Origin of the sequence: Pedobacter sp. BG31 (assembly GCF_042464845.1) — a bacterium.
In the GTDB taxonomy this organism is placed as follows: Bacteria; Bacteroidota; Bacteroidia; order Sphingobacteriales; family Sphingobacteriaceae; genus Pedobacter; species Pedobacter suwonensis.
In genome coordinates, this window is record NZ_JBHNZK010000006.1 from 259,717 (window position 1) to 276,251 (window position 16,535).

Sequence of the window (16,535 nt, forward strand, 5' to 3'; positions counted from 1 at the left end):
AATGATTTCAAATTATCGCTCTCTACTTCTTCAGGTCAATTCTCTCCAAGATAAATACCGAACTATTTCTGAAATTACTGGAGAAGATTTTAATGTTTTTAAGATTCTTAAATTGCAAGCTTCAGAAACTCGACTTCATTCTGCATTTTTGGCCGAGTTATTAAGTCCTTTAGGCTCTCACATTCAGAAGAGCAGATTTTTAGAATTATTTGTATCAAAGGTTATTGCCGAAGAATTCGATTTTGATATAACTACCGCTAAAGTTCGCATAGAACAACACATTGGCTTCATAAATGAGGAAAAAACTAAAGGCGGAAGATTGGATATTGCAATTAAAGACGCCAGAGGTAATGAAATATTAATCGAAAATAAGATTTATGCTGGCGATCAAGAAAATCAGCTATTAAGATATCATCATTATAATCCTAAAGCAAAGTTATTATATCTGGGCTTGGACACAAGAAGAGTATCTGAATTTAGTTGTGGACATCTAAAAGAATTTGAACATTTTCAGGTCATCACCTATAAAGATGATATTTCAAGTTGGTTGGAGCTATGCAGAAAGGAAGCGGCATCTTTCCCGATTTTACGAGAAAGTATAACTCAATATATTAATCTCATAAAACTGTTAACTGGACAAAACACAAATAGTAAGATGAATAGCGAACTTGCAACACTACTTAGTAAGGATAAAGAAAATTTGGAATCATCATGGGCAATAGCTAATGCATTGGATGCTGCTTGTGATTTGTTATTAGGGAAATTTAAACTACAATGTGAAGAGATAGGTACTGAATTGGGTTTAGAGTTCGAATTTGGTATCAATTGGAGTAAGAGATATTCAGGATTTTTTTTCTGGGATAAAGATTGGAAAGATGTGTGTATTGGCTTTGAATTTCAAGGAATGGCTAACGGTCTAATTTTTGGTATACGTTGGCAATCTGATGATTATAAAAATAAGGAGAAAGCAAGCGAATACTTTGATAAACTTAATGTAAACAATATTGGCCATAAGACGGACTGTTGGCCTTATTATGAAAATATAGAATCTCCATTGGATAATTGGGACAATAAGGAACCGTGGTTAGGAATTATTGATGGTACTTTGAAAGAATATATTTTTGAAAAAATAAAGTCAATAAAAACGATTTTAATTGATTAAATGAATAAATAAAGAAAATTTTTTTATGAAAATGCTAACCGAAAATCACATAACAGAATTATTTGTAAACTATTTAAAGAAAAATAACTTTACAGAAATCACATCACTTAATACCAAGCAAAAAGGTTTCGACATAACTGCTTTAACACCACAAGGAAAAAGGTTTTATGTAGAAGTTAAAGGAGAAACTAGTGCACATGAAAATTCCAAGCGTTATGGTCAGTATTTTACTGGTAAACAAATATGGTCTCATGGAGCAGTTGCATTGTTCACGACGCTACGATCAATGGATAAACCAGAGCATCAAGATGCTCAATTCGCAATGGCGTTCCCTATGAATCATGAGCCAATGATGTTGTACATTAAGAAATCTATGGATAAACTTGGTATACAAGTATATTTTGTATCGGAAGATGAGGTAAGAATGCTTTAAAAGTAAAAGCCCAATCATTCCGATCGGGCTATACTTTTTAATTTTTATATTTATTCTTCAACATCTTCACTTTGGCAGATATGTTGAGTTGTTGCTACTGTTGTTATGAAATATATTTGATATAATATTAAAAGCTTTTATTTTTCTATTGATTTAGAAAAATCCAGTAAATCAGATACTGATATTTTTAAATTGTCAGCAATCAATTTAAGGCTGCTGATAGACACGTTGGTTTCAGCTCTTTCAATACGACCTATTTGTCTCGTATCAATTTCGGTTAACTCTGCCAGCTTCTCTTGTGTAATTTTTCGAAGATCGCGAATTTCCACGATGCGTTTTCCAATTTTGACTAAATATTCTTGATCCCGATATTGTTTTCCCACAGTGCAAAGTCCAAATATTATTGAAAAAATATTAGGACTTATTTGTCCTTTTGTGATGGTTTTATTATATTTGGTTAATTAATAAAGAGTTATAAATAAGAGTTTTGCAGCTCCACATCTCAGGCCGTTGATGCAAAACAGTAGATTTATAGCCCATTCTTGTGTAGTTTATGCTATTTTAGCATTTCTAAATGAGAGTGGGTTTCTGCTGTAATTCCATATCAACGTAAGGCCTGAGAAACTTTAAGGAGCTATGGTAGGTAGAAGCCCACTTTTATATTTTACCCCAACAAGACTCGTAAAACCATACGAGTATGAAAACTAAATCCATTACAATTGCAGGGAAACCGCTTTCGCGGTTTTATCAACTGCCTTTTGAAAAGGGGAGCAGGGTGTTAAGGTTAGCGGTGCTGGAGCAGATCGTTAGCGATCCGATAGTGATCGGATGGCATAGTACATTTAACGTAAGTAAAAAGCCTGAGCCCTTGGCCATACAATCGCTTTCTTTTGATCAGGGTTTGTTAACGGTTCATGTTAAATTGGAAGGGGAAGAGGCAAGGGTTTACATTGCGGTAGAATATGATTGCCTGCTGGTGAGCTGCAGTGTTGATACGGATGAAAGCTACCTTGGGCGTTATGCTTACCTTACTTTGCGCGCCATGATGCGGAATGGTTACTGCGATTTCCAGGAATATTACTGGCCGGCATGTTTTGCTTTGGGCAATAAGCGGTCGAGATATGTAGATGTGGTTAAAAAACCGGGCGGTTTCGCTATTATCTTGAAGAAAAAGTTTAGCGGTTTGTTTAGGCCTGGTGATGATTTGCCTGATGTTACGGAACGGGTGGTGGTACCGCGTGAAAGGTTATTGTATAAACAGGCTATGGCACGTTTGGCACCGGTTAGCATTGGTTATTGTTTCGCCAATACCGATGTGCTGAATTTCCACAGCAACCATTATCCTTTTTTAATTCCTTATGTTTTTGCGGCCACGGCCTACCTTAAAACGGTTAAATCTTTTAAACGCTTTGTGTTGAATCTGCATGATGTGGAGGGTATAAGCCTCTCGCCACAACAGGAGGAGCTGAACAGCATTTGCTTCGCCATGAAAGAAATAGCTGCCATCCGCTTTAACGCTAACGCCCACCTGCCCGAAAAGGTAGCCGAAACCCATACACTTAATGAGGCTAACCAGCTGGCGCTTTTAAAGTTATGGAACAAGGCTTTGCCGCTATTGATGCAACAGCGTTTTACACACTACCTCTACACTTATGGCATGCGCAATGTTACCGGCAAACCGGTAATGCGGGATATGAAAATGGTTGAATTTGCGATGGAGGTGCCTGTTTTAAGTTTTGTGTTAAAGGACGAGGGCGATTATTATGAACTGGAATTGAAGCTTAAGGTGAAAGGGAAGTTGTTGCATCTGAGTACCGATCAGCCCGGGCTGTTTTTGGTTTGCGATAGCGCTAAACCGTATTTATGGTATTTGCTTGAAGCTGAAATGGATTATAAACTGGTTTGGTTTTTTAGCAGGGTAAATTTTAAGGTGCAGGTGATTAAAGGGTATTATAGGGAATTTTTTGAGGGGTTTGTTGAGGGGATGGAGAAGTGGTATGAGGTGAGGAGGGGGTAAGGGGGTGTTTAATTTTGGTTTTATAAGTATGGGTGGCAGCTCCCCTCCTGCAGGAGGGGCTGGGGAGGTTTTGCCCTTCGCTCGGGCTTGCCTCGGCTCACCGCCGCCGAGGGGCTCTTACCTTTTTCTTGATAAAAAGGTAACCAAAAATCAAGGCTTGCATCTTTTCTTGTAAAAAGCTACGGAAATCTTTATTGCGGCAGCATCGAGGCTCTTAGGCCTTGCCTTGTCCCACTGCTCCCGCTTTGATCCTGCCTTGGGCTGCGGGGTTATGAGGGGTAAGTGAAAAGATTTCCGTGCTTTTTCCGGCGAAAATCTGCGAGGCCGGATAGCATGGTTCAGAAAGCGAGGTGCATAAAAATATTCATGTATTGATTCTTATGAAACTATGAGTGGAACTCCCCTCCTGATTTAGGAGGGGTGGGGGTGGTTATGAAGAGAATTCCCTTTAGTCCTTTCCATTTCAGGGGAAAGGTGCCGTTTGGCGGATAGGGGTTTAAGACGCTCGCTATAACGTGGTTCAAAGATTTCTCCATTCCGCTGCGCTACAGTCTAAATGATGACCGATTGTTACTCAAAAAATCTGCTAGGCCGGGTAGCAGGGTGCAGATAGCATGGTGCGGAAATGATATTCACGTATTGATCATTGTGAAACTATGAGGGGAACTCCCCTCCTGATTTAGGAGGGGCGGGGGTGGTAAATAGTCGTTGTTCCATCAATAAATCCGTCATTCCCGCGCATGCGGGAACCACGTAGTGCTCAGCTAAGCTAATCTTAAAGCGGTTGCTATTTTCTTGCCCATTGCTCGGGCTTGCCTCGGCTACCGATGAAAAATCGGTACAGGTCCACCGCCGCCGAGGGGGCTCTTACCTTTTTCTTGATAAAAAGGTAACCAACCTGAGCGCAGCGAAAGCATGCCTGCCATTGAAAATAACAAACACAAAGGCATAACTGAAAGGCTTGCATCCGTTTTTTATATGATCATATTGTTTTTATAGGTATAAAAGATTGCTATGCATTCTTGTAAAAAGCTACGGAAATCTTGATAGCGGCAGCATCGAGGCTCTTAGCCTGGCTTTATTCTACTACCGATGTAAAATCGGTACGGCTACACCGTCGCTTTGATCCTGCCTTGGGCTGTGGGGTTATGAGGGGAAGTGGAAAGATTTCCGTGCTTTTTCCGGCGAAAATCTGCGAGGCCGTGTAGCAGGGTGCAGATAGCATGGTGCATAAAAATATTCGTGTATTGATTCTTATGAAACTCTGAGGGGAACTCCCCGCCTGATTTAGGAGGGGTGGGGGTGGTAAATAGTCGTTGTTCCATCAATAAATCCGTCATTCCCGCGCAGGCGGGAATCTTAATGCAATCGCTATTTTCTTTTCCCTGGCTCGGGCTTGCCTCGGCTACCGATGAAAAATCGGTACAGGTCTACCGCCGCCGAGGGGCTCTTTCTTTTGGCTTGGCCCAAAAGAAACAAAAACCCAAGGCTTGCATCCTTTCTTGTAAAAACCTACGGAAATCTTGATAGCGGCAGCATCGAGGCTCTTTGCCCTTGCTTTATTACACCGCTCTCGCTTTGATCCTGCCTTGGGCTGTGGGGATATGAAAGGAAGTGCAAAGATTTCCGTGCTTTTTCCGGCGAAAATCTGCGAGGCCAGATAGCGTGGTGCAGAAATGACATTCATGTACCGATTCTCGTGAACTCTGAGGGGAACTCCCCTCCTGATTCAGGAGGGGTGGGGGTGGTTATGAAGAGAATTTTCTTTAGTCCTTTCCCTTTCAGGGGAAAGGTGCCGATAGGCGGATAGGGGTTTAGGGCGCTCGCTATAACGTGGTTCAAAGATTTCTCCATTCCGCTGCGCTACAGTCGAAATGACGGTCATTCTTCTAAAGACAAAAGCCGTAGGTCTTTCGATCTGCGGCTTTTCGTTTCGATGCATTAAGATCCCGCCTGCGCGAGATCTGATAGTAATCGGATGACGAATGCTGTTTTACATCATTACGGCTTCTTGCTAATATTCAAACGGATATTGACTTCGAAATCGCCATCGGTATAACCGCTGATAGCGGAAGTAGCCGTATTATAGTAGGCCATAAAATACAGGGTCGATTTGTAATTCATCCCGAAACCAACGGTAGCATTCTGAGTATTGTGGTACATGGCCATTACGTATAACTTATCGTTGGCAAAATTGGCGTTTAAACCGGCATCCCATAAATTATCGTAATTCTTGATGCCCCTGAACACGCCTTTAGGTTCCAGGCTGATGCCGTTAATGCCCGAGCCCAGCATAAACTTATAACCTACTGCCGAATAAAAGGTGGGTTTATTGGCATAGTTTAAATCATCTTTCCTGAAAACCGAACGCATGTTGGGCACGGCACCCTCAACGGTTAATCCTTTTGAGGTATAAGAGATACCGAAATCGCCATCGAGGTAATAACCCCTGTCGTTAAAACGGGCGATGGATGGATCGTTAATATCGCTGTTCCTTACGCTGTTTAAATCGAGTTTATCCTGACTGGCACCGAAAGAAATCCCGAAGTTTAGTTTCTGGTCGTCGCTGTTTAGCGGCAGGTGGTAAGCAAAGGTACCCACAGCCTTGGTGCGCTGTATGCCGCCCGATTTCTCGTTGTAGATGTTTACGCCCCAACCTACCTTGTTTACCTGCTGATCTAAAGTTACGCTTTGGGTAATGGGTGCGCCCGGAATGTTTGACCATTGTTTGCGAAAACTGCCGTTGATGTTAAAACCTTCGTTAATGCCTGCCATGGATGGATTAACCAGGTAACGGTTTTGGAAATATTGTGCATTGAGCGGAAGGATCTGTGCCTGTACAGATCCTAAAAATAATGTGCCTGCAGCAAATAGAAACGTTACGCGACGCATTTGCTTTATGTTTTTGGTAATTGCTCTCATGTCTGTAATTAGTCTCTAATGATGTTGATGTAACCTTTAAATGTACCAATGCCGTTCCCTAAATCGATGATGTAATAATAGGTTCCTTCGTTTAACGGGCTACCGTTTATGGTTCCGTCCCAATCGTTGGCATAGGTATGTTTAGTGTATAATATCCTTCCGGCCTTATCAAAAATCTTTAAGGTGTTGTTTGGATAGTAATCGATGTTCTTTACGATAAATTTATCGTTGTAACCATCGCCATTAGGGGTAATCACTGTACCGGCTTCGAGTTTATAATCTTCTATTACAGTAATGGCAATGTTCTGGTCGCTTACACAACCGCTTGCATTGGTTACGCTAACCCGGTAGGTACCGCTCTGTTTCGGGCGGATGGTTAGGGCGGCGGTGTTCTGTCCGCTAAGGATATCAGCGCCTGTCCAGCTGTACTGCCCACCACCTGTAGCGGTTAGTACCATTACATCTCCTTTAGAAACGGATAAACCTTTGTTGCTGCTGATGGAAACCACAGGTAAAGCATTTACGGTTATGGTTGCCGATCCGGTTTGGGGCTGGCCGCAGTTGGCATCTTTTACATTGACCAAATTATAGGTAAATGCCCCGGCTATATTGGTAGGTGCCGATACGGTTACCGATGCACTTGCTGCGGTAGTGCTTACCGTTTGGCTTGCCCCGCCGTTAATGTTGTAGGTAAAGGTATACGGTGCCGTTCCGTTTGCGCCGGTAAAGGTGATGGTTTGGCGCGTTCCGTTTAAACATACTGCAGCTGTACCTGTTACGGTTGCTGTAGCGGTTGAGGTTACGGTTAATTTAAAAGTGCTGGTGGTTTTATCTACGCCTCCAAAATCTGTTCCGCCATTATCCATTACGGTAACCGTGATGTTGGCCACACCCCTCACGTTGTTTTTTAAGTGGTACGTAACGGTTCCTTTATCTGTACCGTTTGCGGCTACGGTTAATACATCAAACAGGTTGGCATTATCTGAAGTTACGGAAAGGGTAGTGTTCTGCGTTGTTTCCGGACCGGCAGAAATTCCGGTTAAGTCAATATTCTGGTTGGTTGAGGAATAACAAACAGCCTGGTTGGCTACGGCATCGATAGTTGGTGCTCCATTGCCGAACAAATACCGCGTTTTAATGGGATAGTGATCGGTTGTGGTAGAACTGTAATTGGTTACCAGGTTTTTAACGGCATCCAAAACCTCGGCTGAGGCCGGAATGTAGTTGAGATTGAGGCTTTTGCTAATGATTACGTTATCGATTACGGTATTAAAGCCGGCTGTAGATTGTTTTCCGGCTAAACTTAAAGGCAGGGTAACCGGGAAATAGTTTGCTGCATCCTGTGTAAAATCGACATACGAAGTGCCAGTACCTGCAGGCATTGGGGCAATGGTTTTATCGGCATCCAATACATCGTTAAAATCGCCCAGGATGATGATTTTTTTGCCAGCAAGGTTGGCATCCAGCCAATCTTTCAATTGTTTGTTCCCTGCTTTTCTGCGATTGTAGGAATCAATCTGATCGGCAGTGGTTCCGGTATTGGCCTTGGCATGAATCTCGACGAAATAAACCGTATCCAGTTTATTGTTGATCTTCACCTGGGCCTGCATCATATAAGGGAAACGGCCCGACGACCAGTTTTTGTAAGGCGTACCATCGGCACTGGTTGAAGGTACAGCCGGGTTGTAGGTGTCTCTTAAAATGCCTAAAGTAGAAATGGGTTTAACTTGATCGGTGCGGTACATAAAAGCCAGTTTTTGTGCCAATGGAAAATCGGCGTCGGCTTTATTATCGGCGTATGACCCAAACTCGCTGAATACCACATTGTATCCTGCCGGTAAAACCGTATTCCTGAACAAAGTAGTATCTACCACCTCTGCAAATCCATAAATATCTGCATTGAGGTTATTTACAATCGTTTTTACATTGGCTGCCTGTAAGGCATCGTTTGATGGATCTTGCGCCGGGCTGCCAAACCATTCGATGTTCCAGTTTACTACTTCAAGCGTATTGGCAATATCGAAAGTATTTCCGCTTAAGGCAACGGTTTTGTTTGCCGAAGCGGAAGTGGTAATTGTTACATTGCCAGTGTAGCTGGTATTCACCGCAGTTGGCGAGAATTTGGCATAAACCGTTGGCGAAGTATTGTTGATATCGGCTTTTGGATAGGTAATGGTACTGGTATAGGTTCCGGTACTTGTTTTAGACAGTGTGAAATTGGCCGGAGCGTTTAAGGTAACATCGCCCGTTAAGTTACCTGCTGAGAAACCGAAGCTATTTGCAGCAGAAGTGGTATTGGCCGCCTGGAAGCCGAAACTGATGCTCGAAGGCGAAGTGGTAATATCAACCGCAGGTGGTGTGTTAGAATTGGTTACCGCAAAATCATCAACTGTCCAGCGGCTGGCCGATGAAGTGGTTGAATTGTATACAATGGCTACGTAAACAGGTGTAGCTTTGTAGGCTGATAAATCGATATTATCTGATTTGGTCCATTTATCGGAACCGGTTTCAGGGAATTTACCATCCAGGTTGGTCCAGGTGGCGAGTGCAGGATTACCTGAACCCGTATAATTGGTCGAGATTTTTAACTGCAGTTTATCTCCTGCGAAAGCAGATCTTGTCCAGAAAGATAAGATAGCGTAATTGAATGATGAAATATTTAAGGCCGGAGAGATTAACCAGTCTTCGTTCAGGATGTTCCCGCCCGAGTAACCATTAATCTGCAAGGCGTTACCTGCACTACCCGCACCGGTTGGGTCGGAAGCATCGTGACCAAAAGTAGTGGTACAGCCCCAGGTTTGCGGACCGGTTACGCTGTACTGGTAAAAACCATCTGATAAGGCTGCACTGCCCACCGTGGTACAGTTTTCGAAATTGAAGGCAGTTTGGTTAGGATCAATAGCCGGACCACTTAAAGCCAGTGAAACTGATGTGGCCCCTGCGCTGGCATGTATAATGGCTCCGTTTGCATTGCCAACTGCTGTTGGACTAAATTTAACATAAACCGTTTGGTTGGTGGCTAAATCTGCAATGGTATAGCTAAGGGTATTGGCAAACGTAGTATTATCTTTCGAAATGGAAAAAGGACCGGTTACCGTCAGCGTGGTGTTGTTGGTTAAATTACCTGCCGATAAAACATAAGTTTTGGCCGCAGAAGTGGTATTGATGGCCTGGTTACTGAAGGCCAGTGTTTTTGGCGTAACTACCAAATATGGACCTGATGTTGACACCGGTTCTGTTACCGAGCTGTTTTGTGGATTCGGTGTTCTTACAATAAAATCAGCAGCATTTTGATCACTATCATATCCGTTACCGGCAAATTCTTCTGTACCACCGGTACCCATGGTGTTGGCATCAGATGTAGCACTGGCTTTTCTTTCTATAGAAGAGGTATTGCTTGGTGCAGGTGCAGGGGCGGTACCTTCAAAGCCGTTGGCTGTAGCGCCAAAACCTACCAGATCGATAACTGTTGCGCCTGTTGGTAAACTACCGGTTTGCGCCGTAGTGCTATTGCTTAATAATACTTTACCTGCGGTACCACTCATTGTAATGGTGCCGATTTTATCAGGTATTGGCAGATTGGTGGTGCCGCCTGTACCTGCCGATTGCTGAATGAGGTAAAATCCTTTTGGTGCAATGGAACCAGATAATGTTGTTACCGTCCAGTTGCCTGTACCTGTTGCGCTGGCGTATTGCACGCTCCAGCCGGTTAAATCTACAGCGCTAAGTGTTGGGTTGTATAACTCGATAAAGTCGTTTTTATAAACTGCACCCGAGTTGCCACCGCCACCATAAACTTCAGAAATAACCACATGGTTAGCTCCTGTTGGCTCTTTTACTGATGAGTTTTGAGGATTAGGGGAAGTAACAACAAAATCGGTACTGTTGTTATCGGTATCGTAGCCGTTACCGTTAAATTCTTCAGCACCTCCAACCGCTAAGGTAGCTGCGGTTGAAGTGGCACTTGCTTTACGTTCAATGGAAGTGGTATTGGAAATTGCCGGTGTAGTTGCGGTTTCGAAACCTGTAGCCGTTGGGCCAAAACCTACTTTATCTACCACGGCTGCGGTTGATGGATTGGCACCTGTTAAAAGCACGTTTGAATTGCTTAATATTACTTTTCCGGTTGTACCCGATAAGGTTAAGGTTCCGATGGCATCTGGTGTGGGTAAATTAACTGTTCCGCCTGCGCCAACAGCTTCCTGAACTAAATAGAAACTTTTTGCCGGGATACTGCCGGTTAAATCTGTTTTGGCCCAGGTGCCTGTACCGGTAGCGTTTAAATACTGTACACTCCAACCCGTTAAATCAACCGCGGTATTACCCGGGTTATATAATTCGATAAAGTCGTTTTTATAAGTTGAGCCGGTGTTGCCGCCACCGCCATACACTTCAGAAATAACAACGTGTGTGGCCGCTACAGGAGGTGTTGTGCCTACGCCTGCCGTAGTGATGTTTTGTGTACTTGCGCCATTACTTGAGATACTGATATTGCCTGATTCAGGGCCTGTAGTTGTAGGGATGAAGCGTACGGAAACTGTTTTACTTGTGGCTAGTTCAGCCACGGTATACACTAAAGAAGTGCTATAGGTTACATTATCTTTTGAAAGATAAAAAGGTGCTGTAGTGGTTACATTAACCACATCCGTTAAACCTGTTGCACTCAAATTAAAAGTTTGTGCAGTAGAATTGGTACCTGTATTTTGAGAACCAAAATCGAAAGCCGTTTGGTTTACCGTTAAAATGCTTGATAGTCCGTTTCCGCTTACGGCAACGTTAACAGCGCTTGTACCGGTGCTGGTATTGGTAATATTGCCACTGGCATTACCTGCTACCGTTGGACTAAAACGCACATAAACCAATGGCGAGGCCGCAACCTCGGCGGTAGTATAACTGATGGCATTGCTGAACGTAACATTGTCTTTCGAAACAGAGAAGGGTGCCGTAGCATTTACTGCAACGTTTGCAGTAAGATTGGAGCCACCTAAAGTATAACTTTGTGCTGTAGAATTTGAGTTGATATTCTGATCGCCGAAAACCAATGCGGTATTTGAAGCTGAAAGAACCGGCGTTGCGGTAGCGCTGCCATTTGGGGTGATGCTAAAATCGTCGACGGCGTAAATGCCGTCGCTTCCTAAATCGTCGGTGTCTGTCCATCGGATATAAAGTGTGGCGCCATTTACCCATGTAATGCCGGTAATGTTTCCTGAAATAGCCGTTTGGTTTGCAGGCAGGTTTCCGTCAACACCAGCTGCAGCAGTTGTGGTGGTTAACTTTTCGTTAAGATCCATTCCGGTAAGTGGCAACCAGGTGGCATTTGCATCGGCAATGCCCGTAGCATTAAAACTATATTCGAAATTCAGTTTTTCGTTTACGGTGGCATTTGAACCGGTTCTCCACTGTTCCATTACACCTGATAAATCGATTGAAGTTACGGTAGCGCCTGTGTTATTCTGGAAGCCGGCACCAAATCTGGGTACTAAAGCACCAGAAGCCAAACTTCCAAAAGAGCGATCGGATGCCCCGGCAGTACCCACATTGTATGCCGCACCGCTGTTTGATGAAGTGCTGTAAACCACTAATGGTAAGGCCGAACCAACGGTTGCGGTATTTGTACCGCTGGCTTTAACGGCGCTCCATCCGGCAACGGTTGAAGTCCCGGTAGATGTCATACCGTCAAAATTTTCTGATTTAGCTGTGTTTATTGCCGTTAATGAAACCTGGGCAGATAAATAGTTAACAAAAACCAGAAGAAATAAAATAAACAGTAAAGGTTTTTTCATAGAATAAATTATTGTTTACAACAAATGTATATGCAATTGCCTTATTATCAGATTAATTTAATGTTAATTCGAAAAAATGTGGAAAAATAAATGTAATGTGGGGTAATTTTATGGTTGTGTAAACGTTATTTCGCTTTTTGAATGATATAGTAATGTTTAGTGGAGAGATCCTTGACCTTTTCATAAACACTGTTCGTCATTCCCGCGCAGGCGGGAACCACGCAGTGCTCAGCGAAGCTAATCTTAAAGCACTTTGCTATCCTTTATCCAAAGGCTCAGGCTTGCCTCGGCTACCGATGAAAAATCGGTACAGGTCTACCGCCGCCGATCGGCTCTTACCTTTTTCTTGATAAAAAGGTAACCAAAAATCAAGGCTTGGATCTGATGTCGGATAAATTCGTCAAAGCTTTGAGGTCGCCAGCACAAGCCCCGATGAAGAATCGGGGAGGGCGTGCTGCCTCTGGGCAGTGGTAGTTCGAAAGGAGGTACAAAAGCTTTAACGTTTTCTCCTTCCATCATATCCTAGGCCGGATAGCAGGGTGCAAATAGCAGGGAGCAAAAGGAATATTCATGGATCGATTAATTTGAAACTATGAGGGGAACTCCCCTCCTGATTTAGGAGGGGTGGGGGTGGTAAGCAGAACTGATTTAAAAGATCCTTCGCTGCGCTTAGGATGACACCAAAAAAAAACGCAGTTCTTACGATCTACGGCTTTTCGTTTAACATTAAAAGGGAACTACCCTCCTGCAGGAGGGATTGGGGAGGTTTTGCCCTGACTCGGGCTTGCCTCGGCTACCGATGAAAAATCGGTACAGGTCTACCGCCGCCGATCGGCTCTTACCTTTTTCTTGATAAAAAGGTAACCAAAAATCAAGGCTTGGATCTGATGTCGGATAAATTCGTCAAAGCTTTGAGGTCGCCAGCACAAGCCCCGATGAAGACCTAAAATCCGCAAGTTAGGAAAAAAAAAGCCGCAAAACTTTGATAAACAATGTTTTGCAGCAAGGTAATATTCACTTAAATTAGTGTTGACCAATATTACTGCTGTGAAAATAATAAATTCAGACCCAATATCCGCTTTCGGAGGCATAAATTTTGTTTTTGATTACTTAAACAGATTGGAAATCGATAAGCTCTGCCATGCACATCTGCCTGGCGTTGCTGCCCAGAGCAGGTATTCCTGGAAGGATGTCTTCTACTCTCTCAAATCTGTTTTTCTCTGTGGCGGCGATTGTGTAGAAGATCTCCATACCCACTTGCGGGGTCATTTTACAGACAGTCCCTATGTCAGGCTTGCAAGTCCCGATACTGTTCTGAGAAGGCTCTCCGGGCTGGCCGAACAGGCAAGAACCTGTGCAACCAAGCGGGGGGCGGTCACACATCAATACTGTAACAACCGGACCCTTGAAAACTTCAACCTTGAAGTCCTAAAAAAGATCGGGGTCCTTGACTCTGGTGAACTTACCCTTGATTATGACAACACGATCATTTTCAATGAGAAACAGGACAGCAAAATGACCTACAAAAGGGATTATGGCTATCAGCCGGGTGTCTGCACGATCAATGAGCAGTTTGTACTTTATATCGAAAACAGGAACGGGAATTCTGATGCAAAGTCATTTCAAAGGGATACGCTCGGGAGGATTTTTGATCTGCTTGAAACAAAGAAGGTAAAAAAGATCAGAAACTTCAGGGCAGATGCAGCATCGTACCAGTATGACGTGGTTGCCCTCCTGGAACAGAAAGTGGAACATTTTTACATAGGGTGCAGAAACAGCTATGTCGAGAAATATTTCCCCCAGATCCGTAACTGGAAAGTGATGGAGGACAGAGATGGCCCGCTGGAAGTAGGATACATTGACATCCTTCCCTTTGCCACTCAGGCAAGGGAACAGGACCGGCAGCCGCAGACATACAGGCTGGTTGCCAAAAGGAGATTGAAAAAAGATGGCCAGGTCGACCTGATTACCCAGGATGCCTATGGATATAGGGGGATCCTGACCAACGACTTCGAAACGGATACTGTAGCCATTGTCCGTTTTTATGGCCAGAGAGGAGGCATGGAGCGGCAATTTGATATCCTTAAAAATGATTTTGGATGGAACAACATGCCTTTTTCCGCATTGGACAAAAACCTGGTTTTCCTATACCTTACAGCGGTCTGCCGAAACATATACAATAAGATCATTGATTATTTTTCAAAAAAGGTAAAAACGCTGAAGCCATCTTTCAGACTAAAAAAGTTTATTTTCAGGTTCATCATCCGGCCGGCCAAATGGGTCAGACAGGGCAGACAGCTAAAACTGAGAATCTACTCGATGGATCACCGCTACCCATAGGTTCAGCAACAAAAAAAGAAATAATAGCGCCAATATGTTACCTGGTATATCGCCGGCAGGAGATGTCATTACCATTTTTATGCCCAAAACAGAATTTGGATCCCAGATCTGTTCGAAAATTCAAATCAAAAATGAAATTGAGCTAAAAATATAATTATCGGCGAATAAAATCAGGTGATATTCATCTTTAGAAATTAGTAATATTTAGATTACGACAGACATGCGGATTTTAGGGAAGAATCGGGGAGGGCGTGCTGCCTCTGGGCAGTGGTAGTTCGAAAGGAGGTACAAAAGCTTTAACATTTTCTCCTTCCATCATATCCTAGGCCGGATAGCAGGGTGCAAATAGCAGAGAGCAAAAGGAATATTCATGGATCGATTAATTTGAAACTATGAGGGGAACTCCCCTCCTGATTTAGGAGGGGTGGGGGTGGTAAGCAGAACTGATTTAAAAGATCCTTCGCTGCGCTTAGGATGACACCAAAAAAAAACGCAGTTCTTACGATCTACGGCTTTTCGTTTAACATTAAAAGGGAACTACCCTCCTGCAGGAGGGATTGGGGAGGTTTTGCCCTTAGCTCGGACTTGCCTCGGCTCACCGCGGATTGGCTCTTACCTTTTTCTTGATAAAAAGGTAACCAACCTGAGCGCAGCGAAAGCATGCCTGCCATTGAAAATAACAAACACAAAGGCATAACTGAAAGGCTTGCATCCGTTTTTTATGTGATCATGTTGTTTTTATCGGTATAAAAGATTGCTGTGCAATTCTTGTAAAAACCTACGGAAATCTTGATAGCGGCAGCATCGAGGCTCTTAGCCCTTGCTTTATTCCACTACCGATGTAAAATCGGTACGGCTACACCGTCGCTTTGATCCTGCCTTGGGCTGTGGAGATATGAAAGGAGGTGCGAAGCTTTCCGTGCTTTTTCCTGCGAAAATCTGCGAGGCCGGTTAGCAGGGTGCAGACAGCATGGTGTATTAGGATAGTTTCTAATAAGGCGTTGTTTCATCAAAAAATCCGTCATTGCGAGAAGGCTTTTCAGCCGACGAAGCAATCTTACTACTATAGGTAATCTGCGATTTACACTTTAGGTATACTTTTCATTATCTTTTACTTCACGCTGTCATCCCGATGTACGAAGGATCTTTTGATTGAAAGATTCTTCACTGCGTTCAGAATGACAATTAAAGGTTTTCTTGCTCGGGCTCAGGCTTGCCTCGGTCCACCGCCGCCGAGGGGCTCTTACCTTTTTCTTGATAAAAAGGTAACCAACCTGAGCGCAGCGAAAGCATGCCTGCCATTGAAAATAACAAACACAAAGGCATAACTGAAAGGCTTGCATCCGTTTTTTATGTGATCATATTGTTTTTATCGGTATAAAAGATTGCTGTGCAATTCTTGTAAAAATCTACGGAAATCTTGATAGCGGCAGCGTCGAGGCTCTTAGCCCTTGCTTTATTCCACTACCGATGTAAAATCGGTACGGCTACACCGTCGCTTTGATCCTGCCTTGGGCTGTGGGAGTATAAAAGGAGGTGCAAAGCTTTCCGTGCTTTTTCCTGCGAAAATCTGCGAGGCCGGGTAGCATGATGCAGACAGCGAGGTGCAGAAATGACATTCACGGATAGATTACTTTGAAACTATGAGGGGAACTCCCCTCCTGATTTAGGAGGGGTGGGGGTGGTTATGAGGAGAATTCTCTTTCAGTCCTTTCTCTTTAAATGGAAAGGTGCCGATAGGCGGATAGGGGTTTAGGGCGCTCGCGATAATACGGTTGTCATTCCCGCGCAGGTGGGGACCACGTAGTGCTCAGCGAAGCTAATCTTAAGCGGTTGCTATTTTCTTGCCATTGGCTCGGGCTTGCCTCGGTTAGCCAC

7 protein-coding genes are annotated in these 16,535 nt (G+C 43.6%); 4 read left to right on the plus strand and 3 right to left on the minus strand.

Features of this window, described 5'->3' with window-relative positions; translation table 11 throughout:
• Position 1 precedes the first annotated feature (1 nt).
• Both ACFE6N_RS10395 and ACFE6N_RS10400 read left to right on the plus strand, forming a co-directional pair.
• Complete coding sequence (locus tag ACFE6N_RS10395) at positions 2–1,162, plus strand: PD-(D/E)XK nuclease family protein (RefSeq protein WP_378936187.1); 1,161 nt, start codon at positions 2–4, stop codon at positions 1,160–1,162.
• A 25-nt stretch (positions 1,163–1,187) separates the two neighbouring features.
• Positions 1,188–1,595 carry a protein NO VEIN domain-containing protein gene (locus ACFE6N_RS10400; protein WP_378936189.1) on the plus strand — a complete coding sequence of 136 codons (408 nt, stop codon included), beginning with the start codon at positions 1,188–1,190 and terminating at the stop codon, positions 1,593–1,595.
• Between the two features lie 137 nt (positions 1,596–1,732).
• On the opposite strand, the gene ACFE6N_RS10405 is transcribed toward ACFE6N_RS10400, so the two are convergent.
• Positions 1,733–1,978: a helix-turn-helix domain-containing protein gene (locus ACFE6N_RS10405; protein ID WP_378936191.1), complete on the minus strand. Its 246-nt coding sequence runs from the start codon at positions 1,976–1,978 to the stop codon at positions 1,733–1,735.
• Positions 1,979–2,292: 314 nt separating this feature from the next.
• On the opposite strand from ACFE6N_RS10405, the gene ACFE6N_RS10410 reads away from it, so the two are divergent.
• Positions 2,293–3,612: a hypothetical protein gene (locus ACFE6N_RS10410; protein ID WP_378936193.1), complete on the plus strand. Its 1,320-nt coding sequence runs from the start codon at positions 2,293–2,295 to the stop codon at positions 3,610–3,612.
• A gap of 2,001 nt (positions 3,613–5,613) precedes the next feature.
• Here ACFE6N_RS10410 and ACFE6N_RS10415 read toward each other — a convergent pair.
• Both ACFE6N_RS10415 and ACFE6N_RS10420 read right to left on the minus strand, forming a co-directional pair.
• A complete protein-coding gene (locus tag ACFE6N_RS10415; RefSeq protein ID WP_378936195.1) occupies positions 5,614–6,534 on the minus strand; it encodes a type IX secretion system membrane protein PorP/SprF in 921 nt (306 codons plus the stop codon).
• Positions 6,535–6,542: 8 nt separating this feature from the next.
• Positions 6,543–12,317, minus strand: coding sequence for a lamin tail domain-containing protein (locus ACFE6N_RS10420; protein ID WP_378936197.1), 5,775 nt, complete (start codon positions 12,315–12,317; stop codon positions 6,543–6,545).
• A gap of 1,047 nt (positions 12,318–13,364) precedes the next feature.
• Between ACFE6N_RS10420 and ACFE6N_RS10425 the strand changes: the two genes are divergently transcribed.
• A complete protein-coding gene (locus tag ACFE6N_RS10425) occupies positions 13,365–14,657 on the plus strand; it encodes an IS1380 family transposase (RefSeq protein ID WP_378936199.1) in 1,293 nt (430 codons plus the stop codon).
• The last annotated feature ends 1,878 nt before the right edge of the window (positions 14,658–16,535 follow it).

Excerpts from the sequence above, each read along its gene's own strand:
- ACFE6N_RS10415 (WP_378936195.1), bottom strand. The coding sequence starts at position 6,534 with ATGAGAGCAATTACCAAAAACATAAAGCAAATGCGTCGCGTAACGTTT.
- ACFE6N_RS10395 (WP_378936187.1), top strand. The coding sequence starts at position 2 with ATGATTTCAAATTATCGCTCTCTACTTCTTCAGGTCAATTCTCTCCAA.
- ACFE6N_RS10410 (WP_378936193.1), top strand. The coding sequence starts at position 2,293 with ATGAAAACTAAATCCATTACAATTGCAGGGAAACCGCTTTCGCGGTTT.
- ACFE6N_RS10400 (WP_378936189.1), top strand. The coding sequence starts at position 1,188 with ATGAAAATGCTAACCGAAAATCACATAACAGAATTATTTGTAAACTAT.
- ACFE6N_RS10420 (WP_378936197.1), bottom strand. The coding sequence starts at position 12,317 with ATGAAAAAACCTTTACTGTTTATTTTATTTCTTCTGGTTTTTGTTAAC.